Source organism: Ruegeria atlantica, from assembly GCF_001458195.1.
Taxonomy (GTDB): domain Bacteria; phylum Pseudomonadota; class Alphaproteobacteria; order Rhodobacterales; family Rhodobacteraceae; genus Ruegeria; species Ruegeria atlantica.
Genome location: NZ_CYPU01000071.1, coordinates 154,840 through 168,952, shown reverse-complemented (window position 1 = coordinate 168,952; position 14,113 = coordinate 154,840). Strand labels below are relative to the sequence as shown.

At 49.7% G+C, this 14,113-nt stretch carries 10 protein-coding genes and 4 pseudogenes; 11 read left to right on the top strand and 3 right to left on the bottom strand.

The window, feature by feature from the left end; all coding sequences use genetic code 11:
* Window positions 1-360 precede the first annotated feature (360 nt).
* The 4 genes from RUA4292_RS20055 (at window position 361) to RUA4292_RS20040 (ending at window position 5,743) form a co-directional block, all read left to right on the top strand.
* On the top strand, window positions 361-957 hold the full coding sequence (locus RUA4292_RS20055; protein WP_306346076.1) for a sugar 3,4-ketoisomerase: 597 nt from the start codon (window positions 361-363) through the stop codon (window positions 955-957).
* Window positions 954-2,057 (top strand): DegT/DnrJ/EryC1/StrS family aminotransferase, encoded by a 1,104-nt coding sequence (locus RUA4292_RS20050; protein WP_058279192.1) that lies wholly within the window; start codon window positions 954-956, stop codon window positions 2,055-2,057. The genes RUA4292_RS20055 and RUA4292_RS20050 overlap by 4 nt, the downstream gene beginning before the upstream one ends.
* 1,102 nt (window positions 2,058-3,159) lie before the next feature.
* Window positions 3,160-4,767 (top strand): glycosyltransferase family 61 protein, encoded by a 1,608-nt coding sequence (locus RUA4292_RS20045; RefSeq protein WP_158507073.1) that lies wholly within the window; start codon window positions 3,160-3,162, stop codon window positions 4,765-4,767.
* A 55-nt stretch (window positions 4,768-4,822) separates the two neighbouring features.
* A complete protein-coding gene (locus RUA4292_RS20040; RefSeq protein ID WP_058279190.1) occupies window positions 4,823-5,743 on the top strand; it encodes a glycosyltransferase in 921 nt (306 codons plus the stop codon).
* A 9-nt stretch (window positions 5,744-5,752) separates the two neighbouring features.
* Here the strand turns inward: RUA4292_RS20040 and RUA4292_RS24265 are convergent.
* Window positions 5,753-6,467, bottom strand: a pseudogene (locus tag RUA4292_RS24265) (IS5 family transposase).
* Between the two features lie 127 nt (window positions 6,468-6,594).
* Window positions 6,595-6,910, bottom strand: a pseudogene (locus RUA4292_RS24260) (transposase); the annotation flags it as partial.
* A gap of 88 nt (window positions 6,911-6,998) precedes the next feature.
* Between RUA4292_RS24260 and RUA4292_RS20030 the strand changes: the two are divergent.
* Window positions 6,999-7,415 (top strand): annotated as a pseudogene (locus RUA4292_RS20030) (IS5 family transposase); the annotation flags it as partial.
* 28 nt (window positions 7,416-7,443) lie between these two features.
* Here the strand turns inward: RUA4292_RS20030 and RUA4292_RS24255 are convergent.
* Window positions 7,444-8,178 (bottom strand): annotated as a pseudogene (locus RUA4292_RS24255) (IS5 family transposase).
* A 278-nt stretch (window positions 8,179-8,456) separates the two neighbouring features.
* Between RUA4292_RS24255 and RUA4292_RS20020 the strand changes: the two are divergent.
* From RUA4292_RS20020 to RUA4292_RS19995, 6 genes are read left to right on the top strand one after another with little or no spacing between them, the layout of a single operon-like run.
* A complete protein-coding gene (locus tag RUA4292_RS20020) occupies window positions 8,457-9,305 on the top strand; it encodes a glycosyltransferase family 2 protein (protein ID WP_058279188.1) in 849 nt (282 codons plus the stop codon).
* A gap of 12 nt (window positions 9,306-9,317) precedes the next feature.
* The gene (locus tag RUA4292_RS20015) at window positions 9,318-10,031 is read left to right on the top strand and encodes a class I SAM-dependent methyltransferase (RefSeq protein ID WP_058279187.1); all 714 of its coding nucleotides are present in this window, start codon (window positions 9,318-9,320) and stop codon (window positions 10,029-10,031) included.
* A gap of 4 nt (window positions 10,032-10,035) precedes the next feature.
* Window positions 10,036-10,860 carry a sulfotransferase domain-containing protein gene (locus RUA4292_RS20010; protein WP_058279186.1) on the top strand — a complete coding sequence of 275 codons (825 nt, stop codon included), beginning with the start codon at window positions 10,036-10,038 and terminating at the stop codon, window positions 10,858-10,860.
* 7 nt (window positions 10,861-10,867) lie between these two features.
* Window positions 10,868-12,097 (top strand): aminotransferase class I/II-fold pyridoxal phosphate-dependent enzyme, encoded by a 1,230-nt coding sequence (locus tag RUA4292_RS20005; RefSeq protein WP_058279185.1) that lies wholly within the window; start codon window positions 10,868-10,870, stop codon window positions 12,095-12,097.
* A complete protein-coding gene (locus RUA4292_RS20000; RefSeq protein ID WP_058279184.1) occupies window positions 12,087-13,283 on the top strand; it encodes an aminotransferase class I/II-fold pyridoxal phosphate-dependent enzyme in 1,197 nt (398 codons plus the stop codon). The genes RUA4292_RS20005 and RUA4292_RS20000 overlap by 11 nt, the downstream gene beginning before the upstream one ends.
* Window positions 13,283-14,026 (top strand): WbqC family protein, encoded by a 744-nt coding sequence (locus tag RUA4292_RS19995; protein WP_199520027.1) that lies wholly within the window; start codon window positions 13,283-13,285, stop codon window positions 14,024-14,026. The genes RUA4292_RS20000 and RUA4292_RS19995 overlap by 1 nt, the downstream gene beginning before the upstream one ends.
* The last annotated feature ends 87 nt before the right edge of the window (window positions 14,027-14,113 follow it).

Below are 14,113 nucleotides of genomic sequence, written 5' to 3'. Positions count from 1 at the left end.
ACGGAAATGCACTGACGCTAACTGTTCAGCGACAATGTGGTCAGATAAATATTTAATGGACCTGCCGAATTGCTGAAATCAAAAAGGGATTGTGCCTAGAGTGCGCTACGCCAACAGCAAAACAAAAGACGACTTCTGTCCACCCGAGGCCACGAACACCAAGCAAGAAGCCAAGACACATCAGTTGGGTTTCGGCACAAGGGGCGTAGTGCTCTTGTGTTCGACTTACCTATCAGTAGTTATGGTTTTCGTTCCGGTTTGAAACTTGGCATCACGATCTAACAGCGATCAACCGGCAGTGTCAGAGGGGAATTTCGCCTAATACCCTGACACGCTGCGAAAGACCAGTATTTTGAGCCCATGCGACTGGGCGGAGATTTTGATGGAAAGCTCGTTGGGATTCAGAGCGCACGATTTTGGATTATTCGGCTTGAAACGTCAAATTTAATAAAATATTTGACCTTTTTAGGTGCCTATCGAGGAGCAAGGCTGATGTCTGATGCAGTTGACAAAATTGGGGGACCAAGCCCTTCATCATTAGCAGAAATCAAGGGTCATTTTCAGTCTATTGCGCTACCCGTTATTACAGATCCCCGTGGTGACCTCACCTTTGTAGAAGGTGGGAATCACATTCCGTTCAATATTCAGCGTGTGTACTACCTTTACAATGTTCCAGTTGATGCACAGCGAGGAGGGCACGCTCATCAAGAGCTTGAACAGGTTGTCTTTGCGCTTTCAGGGAGCTTTAGGATAACGGTGGATGACGGGCATACACGGACGGAACACTTTCTTCGCGATCCCCGAAAAGGGCTATATATTAGCAAGTTGGTGTGGCGTGAGATGGATCTTTTTAGCCAAGGTGCAGTTTGTATGGTTCTTGCGTCTCAGCCATATGATGAATCGGACTATTTCCGAGAATATCAAGATTTTAAAAAGGCTGTAGGACAGAATTCATGATTCCATTTCTTGATCTGCGAGATGCATACCTCGAATTAAAAAGCGAAATTGACACAGCGGTTCTCCGGGTTTTGGACAGTGGGTGGTACGTTCTTGGCGAAGAGGTTGAAAATTTTGAAGCCGAATGGGCCAAGTACTGCGGTGCTGAGCACGCGGTAGGTGTGGCCAATGGCCTTGATGCGCTTGTCCTTTCCCTACGTGCACTCGGAGTAGGACATGGAGACGAAGTAATTGTTCCTTCCCACACCTTCATCGCTACATGGTTAGCTGTTTCCGCAGTTGGGGCGAAACCCGTCCCGGTAGAACCGGATAAAAATAGTTACAATATCGATCCCACAAAAATAGCTTCCGCGATCACGGACCGAACCAGAGCGATTATTCCAGTGCACCTTTACGGGCAGCCCGCGGACTTGGATCCCATTTTGGAGATCGCGCGTGCTCGAGGAATCGCGGTCGTGGAAGATGCAGCGCAGGCTCATGGGGCCGAATATAAAGGTAAACGGATTGGCGGAGATTCTGATTTAGTTTGTTGGAGTTTTTACCCGGGCAAAAACCTAGGCGCTTTGGGCGACGCCGGCGCGGTGACATCAAATCGACCCGATTTGGTGGAAAAGCTAAGGGTGTTGCGAAATTACGGGTCGAAGAAAAAGTACGTGAATAACGTTGCAGGCGTGAATTCTCGACTTGATCCGATGCAAGCAGCTGTACTTCGAGTCAAACTGGGGTATCTTGACGAATGGAACGGACGCCGCAATGCGCTTGCGGATAGTTATAGTTCTGCTCTTGAGGGCAGTGGTCTTATACTTCCGACGATTTCCAGTTGGGCAAAATCCGCATGGCATCTGTATGTTGTTCGCAGCCCAAACAGAGATCATTTGATTGACATTTTGAAAGACGCGGGTATTGGAACGCAAATACACTATCCTATTCCGCCTCACATGCAGGAAGCTTTCCAAAGCAGTAATTTCGCTCCAGACCAATTTCCATTAGCTCAGAAATTCGCTGGAGAAGTTTTTAGCCTACCAATGGGGCCACACGCACCGATGAACGTTTCTGATGTTGTGTGTCGGTCAATCGAAAACGCCAGTGCGCCGCATTGATCCCGTTATCTTTGTGAAGATTATTCGCGTCAGGTTGGATCCAGCATCACCGACGTTTGCCGAATACCCAAGCACCTCGGACTACAGGCGGTCATTTTATCCCCGGTTACGCAGTGTACGTAGTTAATGAGTGAACAGGATTAGAAAAAAGGACGAAACAACAAAGTAGTCCGGTGAACATTCTGTGGGCTTTCTACTATTGTGGATAACAATCATAGGTCGCCAAAGTCCAAATCAGCCAACTTTTAAGCGTAGTGCCGCGGCCCAAAACTGAAACTTAGGTGGCATGACATAACGTCCATGCAACGCTGTTCTTAGAGACCGAGCTAGGGATTTCATGTCAGATGCTCATGAACACGGCCCGAAAACAAATTAGAAAAACACCCGTGGTAGACCCTCGCGTTTTCTTTGATATTTTGGCGCATAAACATACGCAATCCAAAGAGGTGACGTTTTATAGCCTTAGGTGGCGAAAACACAAAACTGTACGCCATATGAGGCGGCGAAAGTCGGCAGGTGAACCTGTTCGCAACTGCGAGACATGTAAAATGTTGGCTATTGTGTCTGTGCTGTTCCAGGAAGCTCTCCGAACGGCTATCAGGAGATCAAAGGTAAGGTGTCGACAGGTTCCGAAAAGTGCTACAAGGCAAGAAAGTACATGCCTGAATGCCAACCTGTTGTAAAAAAAAGAAAAAATTGAAACCCCATAAAGTCGTCCGAATAGAAAAGAAATCATGTTCCACAAGTTGACGTATTGTCGACACGCAGCAACTCAATACGACCGTTGGACAAAAGCGGCGCAGCGACAATCGCTTTCGCGTCGGTCAAAATGTTTAGGCTATGAAATCTGGGCGCGCTATCGGCATTTCTTTCCCAAGTGGTTCACTACATACCGCCGTTGACACCACTCAATAACTGCGGCAAGACGCCTACAACCCTAACAAAATGGTGTTGCCGGACTCCGCCGCAATACTCACACTTCAAAAATGCGGCAAAGCGTTCAGCCCAGCTCCAGTCCGAGGTTGCTTGGGAAACACCGGTTATCATTGGACGGGACCGATGGGCACGCAAGAGCGTAATTCGACACAAGGCGATGCAATCGATGAGGAAACTAAAAAATAAAATTAGACAGTTATTAGGCAACAAAAAGAACTCCGGAGATTCAGAGTTTCAGAGCAAGGTGTTTGATGCTGAATGGTACACACAAATGTATCCAGAAGTTGCTGGAAGTAACTTAAATCCACTTCTTCACTACTATGAAATCGGCGCTGATAAGGGGTACGATCCAAGCCCTTTCTTTTCCACGAATTGGTATAACAAAAAATACCAAGACGTAGCTTTGGCTGGTATGAACCCCCTAATTCATTACGAGAAATACGGGTATAAGGAGAGCCGATGGCCGTCCGCTGAATTTGATCCAGATTTCTATAATTCTAATTACTTAAAAGACGGATCAGCGGAAAACCCGCTCGTTCACTATATCCATTTTGGCCATAGAAACGGCCACATTACCCAAATGAGAATACTACAAGCGGATCAGGCGAGCAAACTTCAGACCTTTGCGGTTGCTAGCAATTTGCATGGCCGCGCTCATTTGTCTGGTGACTTCTCTCCATTGACGGCCACGCTGTCATATTTAAAAGATTTAGAATCCGCTTGTGTAACGAAGTTACCAATTTTTTCAGCGATAGAGGAAGAATGGAAGCGTGAAAGCAACTTTCCTTCTCGATTGAATTTCGCGTGTATTGAAGAATGTGAAATCATACCTGGATCAGCCATGCTTTTTCCAAAAGAAGGTTGTGTTGTCAACGAAGAAATCGCGAGATTGTTAGGGAAAGCTGACGGCTCATCTTTGGTAAAGAACTGGCAGACGACTGTTGTCAATAAAAACCGTGTTACCGTCCAATGTTTAAACGTATTGACGCCTGTGGTTCGAGAGGGCATTCATTTGTTCAAGGAATACGAGCAAAACTTTTTTCATTTTGTTTTGGAGCTCGGCGTAAAACTCAGCTTCATTGAGGATAATTTGAACATTGCTTCTTCGGTGCCGCTGTTGGTTTCAGATGACTTACCAGATTCGATATATCAAATCATTGAGCGACTAAAAGCTTCAGACCGACCTGTTCTTAGATTGAAAAGAAATGCGCTCTACAGGGTTAACAAACTCTACTACTTTTCTGATATCGCACAAATAGTTGATTGCTATCATCGCGAACCGACTGATGAGGACTGTTTTTTCCCTAGGACCCAGGTTTTGAAGTTAGTTGAGAAATTAAAAGCTGATGTCGTTAACGAAAACCCAAAGGAGCGCAAAATCTACCTTAAGCGTGGCTCAACATATCGTGCATTGACAAACGAAACATCGATTATTGATGTTCTTTTAAAGGAAGGATTTGAAGTTGTAGATACGAACAGCCTTAGCTTTCAAGCCCAGGTTGATCTCTTTCATACAGCATCAACAATTATTGGTCCAACGGGCGCTGCCTTCACCAATTTACTTTGGTGTAGAAAGCGAACAAATGTTCTGATCCTTTACCCTAGACATCCGTTTAGTAATACGTCGTTTTGGAACCGCATTGCTGAGATAAAGGGGCTCAACTTAGCTTTCCTGAACGGTAGACGAACGGGAAAGGTCACTGGTGAGCATTCCATGCACGACGACTTTGCGATTGACCCGGACGAACTAATTAAACAACTGGAACTAATGTGAGTCAGATTGAAAATCTGCCTTAAGTTGCGCAAAGTATAAGATCGGAGCTAAGCTCATGCCAAAAATTTCAGTAGTTGTAGTTTCCTATAACCATCAACACTACATCTTGGATTGTTTGAGGTCGATTGCGGCGCAAAATTACCCTTCTCTTGAGGTAATTTTCGTGGACGATGGATCTACCGATAATTCAACGGAAATTGCGCGATCGTTTTCAGAGATAGATCTTCAGGTTTTCTCCAAGCAAAATGGCGGACCCTCGGACGCAATCAATTATGGCCTGGAAAGGGCGTCGGGGGACATTTGTGTACTTACTTCTGCGGACGACATTTTGCTTCCGGGTAGTCTTGAGGAAAGAGCACATTTGTTGGATCATTCCGAAGCGGACATCGTCTGCGGCTTAGCTCAGTGGATTGGCGCCGATGGGGAAAAGCTTAAGCCTTCCGATCACCCGGACCTATTTCCTCCTTTTCAAATGAGTTCAGTGGACCTCTTTCGTAAGCTATATTTGAAGGGCAATTTTATTTGTGCTCCTTCTATTGCTATGCACTCAACGACATTTAAAGAGATTGGCGAATTTGATCGCGATTTTTTCCAACTGCAAGACTATGACTATTGGATGCGTGCTACATGCCTTGGTAAAACGTTCCATTGTATCGATAGCCCAGTCGTTGGATATCGCTGGCATGATAAGAACTTGTCGACTTCAAACACAGATCGCGCTGAAATCGAGACTACGCAAGTGTTGGAGCAAGTTATCGGTGCTGCAAGTAGCGACTTCCTCTCCGAGGTGTTATTTGGCAGTGATCACGCTTACTTTGCACTGGAGCTTACTCAAAACGAACTGGGTGCGCTGCTCATGATGAAGCATACAAATCAGAAAGTATCTATAAAAGGGAAAGATAGAATTGCAGAGTACCTATCCTCTAGCGCACGATATGATGCTTTTAAGCAGTCTATTTTGATGTACAAAAACTAGAGTCAGGATTCATAACCAATAAATGACGGTCGCAGCGAGAGCGATTGCTGATAGAAAGACCTTTGAGAATCTGTCGTAGCGTGCCGCCAATCCTTCAGCCCGCCGAACATGATCTCAATGCGGTTACGCCGTTTGTATCGGCGCTTGTCGTACTTCACGGTAGTCTTGTGTTTCTTTCGAGCTGGGATGCGGGCGCGTATCCCCTTGTCTTTTAACGCATCTCGGAACCAGTCGGCGTCATAGACACGATCCTCAAGCAACCAGTGACCTTCGGCAAGCTACTCAGTAGCACTCGCGCACCGATGTAGTCACTGACTTGACCAGCGGTGACGAAAAGGTTGAGCGGTCGCCCTCGGCTGTCACAGACAGCATGCAGCTTAGTATTCATGCCGTCCTTGGTTCGACCAATCAGACGGCCATGCCCCCCTTTCTTCGCGGCCATAATGGTCGCGGTACGGTGTGCCTTCAGGTAGGTTGCGTCGTTAATCACAGTCTTTTTCTCGCCGTGTTTGGCAACTAGGCCAACCATAATCTGGGCGAAGATGCCCTCCTCGCTCCAACGTTTCCACCGGCTGTAGAACGTCTTGTGCGGCCTGTATGTCTCGGGCGCGTCTCGCCGTAGTAACCCATTGCGTTTGAGTAAGATAATCCCGCTCAGCACCCTTCTATCATCGACCCGTGGCCTTCCGTGCGGCTTCGGGAAAAAAGGGGAAAGCTTGGTCATCTGCTCGTCTTTCGGCCAAAAATGTCGCTCATGTTACCGCTTCGTTTTCTAAGCCGTGAATCATGCGGTGCATCTAAAATCAATGCATCCTGACCCTAACGGCCAAAACACATTCGCGAAGTCGCCCTTTTGCACCCGCTGCCTGATGATGGGCGCGGATTACGGTGCTTTCGATCATTTGCAGGACGTCTGGCACTGCTCCACTTCGGTTCTAGGCGTCCATAACCCCCCTCCCATTACTCCGCCAGTGTCTAGGGCTAGAACTGTTGGTAGACGCTGGAACACTTGCCAAACTCTTCCGGCAGGGCGCGCCATGGAGCCCCTGTCCTAGCAATCCAGAAAATCCCATCAATAACAAGGTGGTGGTTGTTAGGCTTGCGTCCATTCGGGGCGCGAACAGCCAAGATGGACCGCTCAAAGAACGTCCGTTCCTCGTCCGACATCAGGCCTCATGCCAAGCTGGTCTCCATCGTAGGTACCAGCTTGAATCATACCCGCCGACAGATGTGAATCCCTTTTGTCAACACGGCTTCGCGAGGTGGCTTCACGACCAAGATTCACCTTATCGTAAACGCACACGGCTTGCCTAGGAGGACCGAGATCACACCGGGCCAGATATCAGACTATGTCAGTCTCGATTTGGTCATGGCAGACAATCTGCCTCAGCCGCGCGTGTTACTAGAAGATCGCGGCTATGATGCTGACAGAATACGTAAAAAGATGAATTATCGAGATGTGATGACCCAAATACCCATGCGAAAAACCAGAAAGATGCACGTTAGTGTCGACCGCTCACTTTATCGTCAGCGAAATCGGGTGGAGCCCTGCTTCAACAAGCTCAAGAACGCTCGACGTGTTGCAACCCGCTACGACAAGATCGCAGAGAGCTTCCTGGGATTCATCGATGTAACGCCCATCCGCCTTTGGATTCGCCATTTGTCAACATGACCTAGGCTCCAGACTCATTGATTTACAGTCAGAACAGGATGGTAGCTGAGAGGAAGACTATCGGGCATCGGTCATAGCGAGCGCCGACACGGCGCCAGTCCTTCAAGCGACCGAATATAATCTCGATCCTGTTGCGGCATTTGTAGCCACGCTTGTCGTACCGGACAGGCTTGTCGCGTGATTTTTGCCTGGGATGCAGGGCTCTATTCCCATTTCTGTAAGGGCTTCGCGGAACCAATCTGCATCATAACCGCGATCACCCAGTGGCCAATCAGCCGATGGAAGGCTATTTAATAAGGCTCTGCCCCCCCGTTTAATCGCTAACCTGCCCAGCCGATATGAAGAAGCGGATGGGGCGTCCGAGGCTGTCAGTAACGGTGTGCAGTTTTGTATTCATGCCACCCTTAGTGCGTCCGATCAGCCTGCCACGCTCCCTTTTTCAACCACCGGCTAGAAGCCGTGCGGTGCGCTTTGAGGTAAGTCGCGTCAATCATGATGGTCTTATGATCGGTTCCCTCCGCAGCTAGCCATGTCATGATCCTAGCGAATACACCCATATCGCTCCACCGCTTCCAACGGATGTACAGTGTCTTTGGCAGTCCAAAATCTCGGGGCGCATCAGACCACTGCAACCCATTGTGATTGATAAAGATAATCCCGCCCAAACACGTCGATCATCAACCCTCGGCTTGCGATGGCTCTTCGGAAAGTAGGGCCGAAGACACGCCAGCTGTTCGTCAGACAGCCAAAATAGATTGCTCATGATACACCCCTAAACTCTGGGGCTTGAATCACGCAGCCGAGATGGCGGCAACCAAGTAATGGATCCAGAACCTATGCACACAGGCCCGCGCGCAAATCGATCGCTTCTCAACATCCGACCAGAACCGGTTCTTCCGACCCTTCTTTCCCTCCATAATCTGCCTCAAAATGTCCACTTACATTGGTGGACATTCCGACGCACGTTTGAGATACCCTCAAGAGGGCAATCACGCTCGATGATTAGGAGATTTTATGTCGCCTTCCCGAGGCCTTGGACCGATGGACATCAATGTCTTTACGGCCGTGTACAACCACGAGGCCACGATCGCTGACACGATCGACAGCGTGTTGATGCAGCAAACCCAGCATAGCTTTCACATGTTCTGCTTCGACGACGCGTCCACTGACGGCAGCGGGCGTATTCTGGAAGAGTATCGCGCGCGACACCCAGATAAGATTACCGTATTCACTAGCACCCAGAACCAAGGGTCGGGAAAAAAATCATTCCTACACCACATGCCGCCGCACAGGAGCCGCTTTTGGTGCCTCCTCGCTGGTGACGATTACTGGACATCGCCAGACAAGCTTGAGCGACAGGTGGAGCTCCTGGACATAAGCCCAAACGCCGTAGGCTGTTGCGCGCATACAGTCATGCGTAATGAAGTGACCGGCAACGAAACTATCATCGCGCCCCAGCTTGACCGTTGGAACCTGATGGACATGCTAGTTGGGACCCACGCCTTATATGTCCATCCTTCAAGTATCCTGTGGCGGAACATCCATCTCAAAAGTGGTTTTTTCCTGCCGCCGGGCTATGTGAATTCCCAATTTTCAGGAGATACGCTACTTTTGCATATGATGCTTTTTGGAGGTGGCGAGTTGGTCAATCTACCCGAGGTAACCAGTTGCTATCGTGTCACTGGGCGTGGTGTCTGGTCGGGTCTCTCCCAAGAGGAGAAGTCTGCACAGAATGAAAATGTGGAACAGCACATCAACTCAATTCTCCCGCTGAGACACCGCTTGTCGCGTAGGCTGCGAAAATCCGCGAAATATCGGCGGTACGCGGATAGATGGCCGCTGCCACAGCCGATAGGAGAGCCGATGCAGAATTCTTCGGCCACCCTATGAGGGAGACGTGAAATGGTCGAAAATAGACAACCTGAACGCTTCACGCTCTACAAGGAACACCCAAAAACTTGCGCTCCGGATGACTTCTGGGGGCAAGTAAAGCGTACTGTAAATGGCGCGCCTGTATCTGACGATCAAATCACCATGATAGCCGAGGCAGTCAGTTCCGGTCTTGACTTGAGGCAGAATGACCTTCTGCTTGATCTGTGCTGCGGCAACGGGGCGCTGTCTAGGTTGTTCTTTGAAAAGTGTCGTGGCGGGCTTGGCGTCGATTTCTCAGAGAAGTTGGTCGAGATTGCTAAAGTAAACTTCGAACGGCTTCCTGACCAAGTTTACTTGCTCGATGATGTTGTCGAGTACGTCCGCACCGGAATGAATCCAGATCGCTTCACCAAGCTGCTGTGTTACGGATCTTTCGCTTATCTTGAGGCGCACAGAGCCGAAGAGTTGCTACAGCTTTGCTTCGAGAGATATTGCAACGCTTCTGTCTTCTATATCGGCAACCTTCCCGACAAGGATCAAATGGAGACATTCTTCACTGACCGAACATACTCCGAGGGGGTTGAGACGGAAGCTGATTCCGCGATTGGCATCTGGCGAACTCCGGATGAGTTTCGCACCCTCGCCGAAAGAGCGGGGTGGAGCGTTTCGTTCTCGACTATGCCAGAAGACTTCTACGCAGCACGATACAGATACGATGTCGTCCTGACCCGTGGGAGCAGATAGGCACATGTCTTTCGATGCCACGCGAGTAAGGTGGATTTCCGGAATGCCACGGTCAGGCACTACCTGGCTGTCGCAGATATTTGCATCTTCCCCCGATGTCCGATTGAAATTCTGTCCACTTTTTTCCTATGAGTTCAAGCACGCGCTTGATGCCAGTAGCAGCCCTGACGCTTGGAAAACCTTCTTTCAGAATGTATATGACACTCCGTCGCCTTTCATGGATCAGGATCACCTCAGGAAAGATGGGCACGTACCAGAGTTCCCCAGCGAAGGGTCTGCGCCGGATCACCTCATCATTAAGTCAAATAGATTTCATCATCTCACTTCTGACCTTTTGCAGAAGGTCACAGATGTGAAAATCATTCATCTTGTGAGGCACCCGGCGGCAACGTTGCATTCTTGGCTCACCAACCCAACTGAGTTTCCAGACGGCGCCGAACCACTTTTGCAATGGAGGAGTGGCGATTGCAGAAAAACAGATGTTGGGGAGTATTGGGGTTTCGATGACTGGAAGACGGTGACCCTTCAAGCGCTGGAGCTGGAACGGAGCTATCCTGATAGGTTTCGCATTCAAAGATATGACGCGTTAAAGCAGCGCCCGCTTTCTGAGGCTCAATCTCTGTTCCACTTCCTCGACATTTCGATGGGGCCAGACACAGTGGATTTCATCGAACAATCGCAATCTAGGCATGATCCCAGCAAACGGTCTGTCTTCAAGGAGCCCGGGCCTGATACCGCTTGGAAGTCTGGGTTGCATGCGAATATTATTGAGGATATCAACAGCGAGATACGACACACGCCCTTGCAGCGCTTTGCTGAGCAAGAGTAAACACTTGATGATTGCAAATAGCAAAACTGAGGTTGACGAACTGGCGATTTTTTGCGGTCCGAAACTGTTCGAGGAACCGAAATCAACCTCAAGTCTTGTGCAGCCTGATTTTGATCGTTTTCTTGAGTATTCAAAGAGATTCTTTGATGCTGCCCAATACACAAACAATGGACCGAATGTCCAGCTGCTCGAAGAGCGCTTAGCGGCGTTTCACGGAACGTCTTACTGCGTTACCTTCTGTAGTGGCTTTTGGGCACTTGTCTTGACGATCAAAGCGTTGGTACAGAATGGGAAAAGTGAGATCGTCATGCCCTCGCTGACCTACAGGCGGATGGCTGACATCGCCGCATGGGCCAGACTGAAACCGCGTTTCTGCGAGGTGGACGGAGATACTCTGGCCCTAAGTCCGGCCGCGCTTGAAGCCTGCCTTAACGATGAATCTGCCATCATCATGGCGGTGCATCCGATAGTAAATTGCTGTGACGTTGCCGGGATATGCGCAGTTGCGAACGAACGCGGCCTGCCGCTACTGTTCGATGGCGTGGAGTCTGCTTTTGAAACCGTTCCCAAAGGAAAAATAGGTGCGTTCGGCGATGCGGAGTGCTTCTCGATGCATGCAAGCAAACTTCTCAACGGCTTCGAAGGGGGATACGTCACGACGAATAACGAAGTGCTGGCGAACCGGATTAAGGCGACCCGCAACTTTGGATTTACCGGACAGGACAATGTTAGCGTGGCGGGGGGAATGAACGCCAAACTTTGCGAGCTCCATGCCACGATGGCGCTGGCAAACCTCGATCAAATTGACACCACGGTACAGGAAAATTGCGATCGTTACCGCACATACCAACGGTTGATGCCGACTGTCCCTGGGCTGCGTCTGTTAGCTTTCGACGAGACCCAGAAGACAAGTTTCAAAAACATCGTGATGGAAGTGGAGCCTGACTGGCCGACAACGCGGGATGAGCTAGTGAGCATACTTAATGCGGAACGCATACTTGCCCGCGCTTATTACGCGCCTCCATTGCATCGGAAATCCATGCTATACCCACATGTTCCAGCCGACCTGCCTCTAACCGACAAATTGGCCGCGCGCTTTATCTCAATGCCCTGTGGTGACTTCGTAACACAGTCAGACATACAACGCATTCTTGAGCTCCTTCGATTTATATCCCTGCAGGGGACGAACATTCGCGAAAAGCTTCGTACAGCGAGGGCGCACAATAATGCCTCATAATTTTTCTGCCATATCAGGAAATGCGCCAACATTTACTGAACCACTGCCAGTCGGACAACTTTATTTTCCTGACTGGTCCCGCTACGAAGCCGCAATGCGCGGGATTTGGGAGCGGCGTTATTACACCAACCACGGTCCGCTTGCACAGGAGCTAGAAGCTTCACTGGCGCATTTTCTGAACGTCAAGCACGTTGTGTGCGTGGCGAATGCGACGATAGGCCTGATGATGGCGGCGGAAGCACTCGTTTTGAAGGGCAAAGTTATTGTACCCTCCCACACATTTATCGCCACAGCGCAAAGTCTAAAGTGGTGCGGACTCCAGCCGGTCTTTTGCGACGTAGAGCCATCCGACCACCAAATCGACCCGCAGCAAGTCGTCGGGCTGATCGACGAGGATGTATCGGCCATTCTTGCTGTCAACCTCTGGGGCGGCGCATGTGATGTCGCGAGCCTTGACGTCCTAGCCCGCGAATACGACCTAGCGCTGTACTTCGACTCTGCTCAGGCTTTTGGGTGTGCCATTGATGGTGTGCCCCTCGCCAGTTTTGGCCAAGCTGAGGTGTTCTCGTTTCACGCAACCAAGGTGCTGAGCGCCGCAGAAGGAGGGTGCGTGACAACGAATGATGACGACGTTGCGGCGCGGCTTCGCAATATCCGAAGTAGCTACGGGGCAGGTCGCCCCACGCAGGTTGTTAAGACGTCAAATGGGCGCATCTCGGAGGCGCAGGCGGCAATCGCATTGATGAGCCTCGACGATTACCCATCGATCCAGGCGAAAAACAAAGCGCTATTCGACGTTTATAGAAGTAACCTGGCTGGCATCCCTGGGCTGCGGATTCTTGATCCGGCAAATGTGACGTCGTCCAACTACCAATATGCGGTTTGCGAGTTGGATGAGGACGCCTTTGGCCTCTCGCGGGATCAGCTGCTTCGCCTATTGCAGGCGGAAAATGTTATCGCACGGCGGTATTTTTATCCCGGTACGCATCGTTGCAAGGGCTTTGACGATAACGCCGATGCAGATGCGGCACGTCTTCCCGTTACAGAACGGCTATGCCAAGTGGGCTTCCAGCTACCACTAGGTTCGCGTTTATTTGCAGAAAGTGCATTGAAAATCTCTACACTTATCAAGTGCGCTCATGAGCAGGCTTCGGCTCTTAGGCCATTGATCGCGAGGGAATACTAATGCGCCTCGGCGTCATGCAGCCATACTTTTTTCCCAATCTCGCGCATTTCGCATTGATTGCGGCAACGGACAAATGGATCGTCTTCGATGTCACGCAATATGCCCGCAAGACATGGATCAGCCGAAACAGAATTCTGCATCCCACTAGTGGCTGGCAATACGTTAGTGTCCCCTTGGCTAGGTCAACAATCCATATGAATATCCACGAAGCGAAATTGGCGGATCCAACGGCATTCCACCAATCTCTGCGTGGCAAACTTGACCACTACAAGAAGTCAGCGCCATATCACGCGGAGGTTCTTGATGTTATTGACCGCAGCTTTTCCGATCTTAAAGATGATGCGCTCACTACGCTCAATGTCGGAGGACTGACAGCTGTTTGTGACTATCTGAATATACCTTTTGATTTCCAAGTTTGTTCTAGTCTTGCGCTGGATTTTCCCGGACGCATGGGGCCCGGAGACTGGGCGCCCTTTATTTCGCGGAAGCTTAACGCGACCTGCTACATCAATCCGGCTGGCGGCCGTGATCTTTTTGAGCCCTTGGATTTTACTAACCATGACATCGACCTGCGTTTCGCTCGTTTTGGGGAATTCACCTACAAGACACCGGGCTACGATTTCATGCCGGGACTATCGATTATTGATGTCTTAATGTGGAACGATCCGCAGGTCGTGCGGAAAGCTCTCTTCGATCTAAATGTACTGCTGCCACCAGAGTCTTGTCGGAGTGACACTGCATGAACATGGCGAACGGTCAGCTTGACGCTATGGGCTTGTCACGGTTTCGGTTTTTTCCCGACCTGCTCTCCTAAAGTATTCGCTCTGGAT

Bases quoted from the DNA above. Each gene is read 5' to 3' on its own strand.
- RUA4292_RS20010 (WP_058279186.1), top strand. From the start codon at position 10,036: ATGTCTTTCGATGCCACGCGAGTAAGGTGGATTTCCGGAATGCCACGG.
- RUA4292_RS20045 (WP_158507073.1), top strand. From the start codon at position 3,160: ATGAGGAAACTAAAAAATAAAATTAGACAGTTATTAGGCAACAAAAAG.
- RUA4292_RS19995 (WP_199520027.1), top strand. From the start codon at position 13,283: ATGCGCCTCGGCGTCATGCAGCCATACTTTTTTCCCAATCTCGCGCAT.
- RUA4292_RS20000 (WP_058279184.1), top strand. From the start codon at position 12,087: ATGCCTCATAATTTTTCTGCCATATCAGGAAATGCGCCAACATTTACT.
- RUA4292_RS20055 (WP_306346076.1), top strand. From the start codon at position 361: ATGCGACTGGGCGGAGATTTTGATGGAAAGCTCGTTGGGATTCAGAGC.
- RUA4292_RS20050 (WP_058279192.1), top strand. From the start codon at position 954: ATGATTCCATTTCTTGATCTGCGAGATGCATACCTCGAATTAAAAAGC.
- RUA4292_RS20040 (WP_058279190.1), top strand. From the start codon at position 4,823: ATGCCAAAAATTTCAGTAGTTGTAGTTTCCTATAACCATCAACACTAC.
- RUA4292_RS20005 (WP_058279185.1), top strand. From the start codon at position 10,868: ATGATTGCAAATAGCAAAACTGAGGTTGACGAACTGGCGATTTTTTGC.
- RUA4292_RS20015 (WP_058279187.1), top strand. From the start codon at position 9,318: ATGGTCGAAAATAGACAACCTGAACGCTTCACGCTCTACAAGGAACAC.
- RUA4292_RS20020 (WP_058279188.1), top strand. From the start codon at position 8,457: ATGGACATCAATGTCTTTACGGCCGTGTACAACCACGAGGCCACGATC.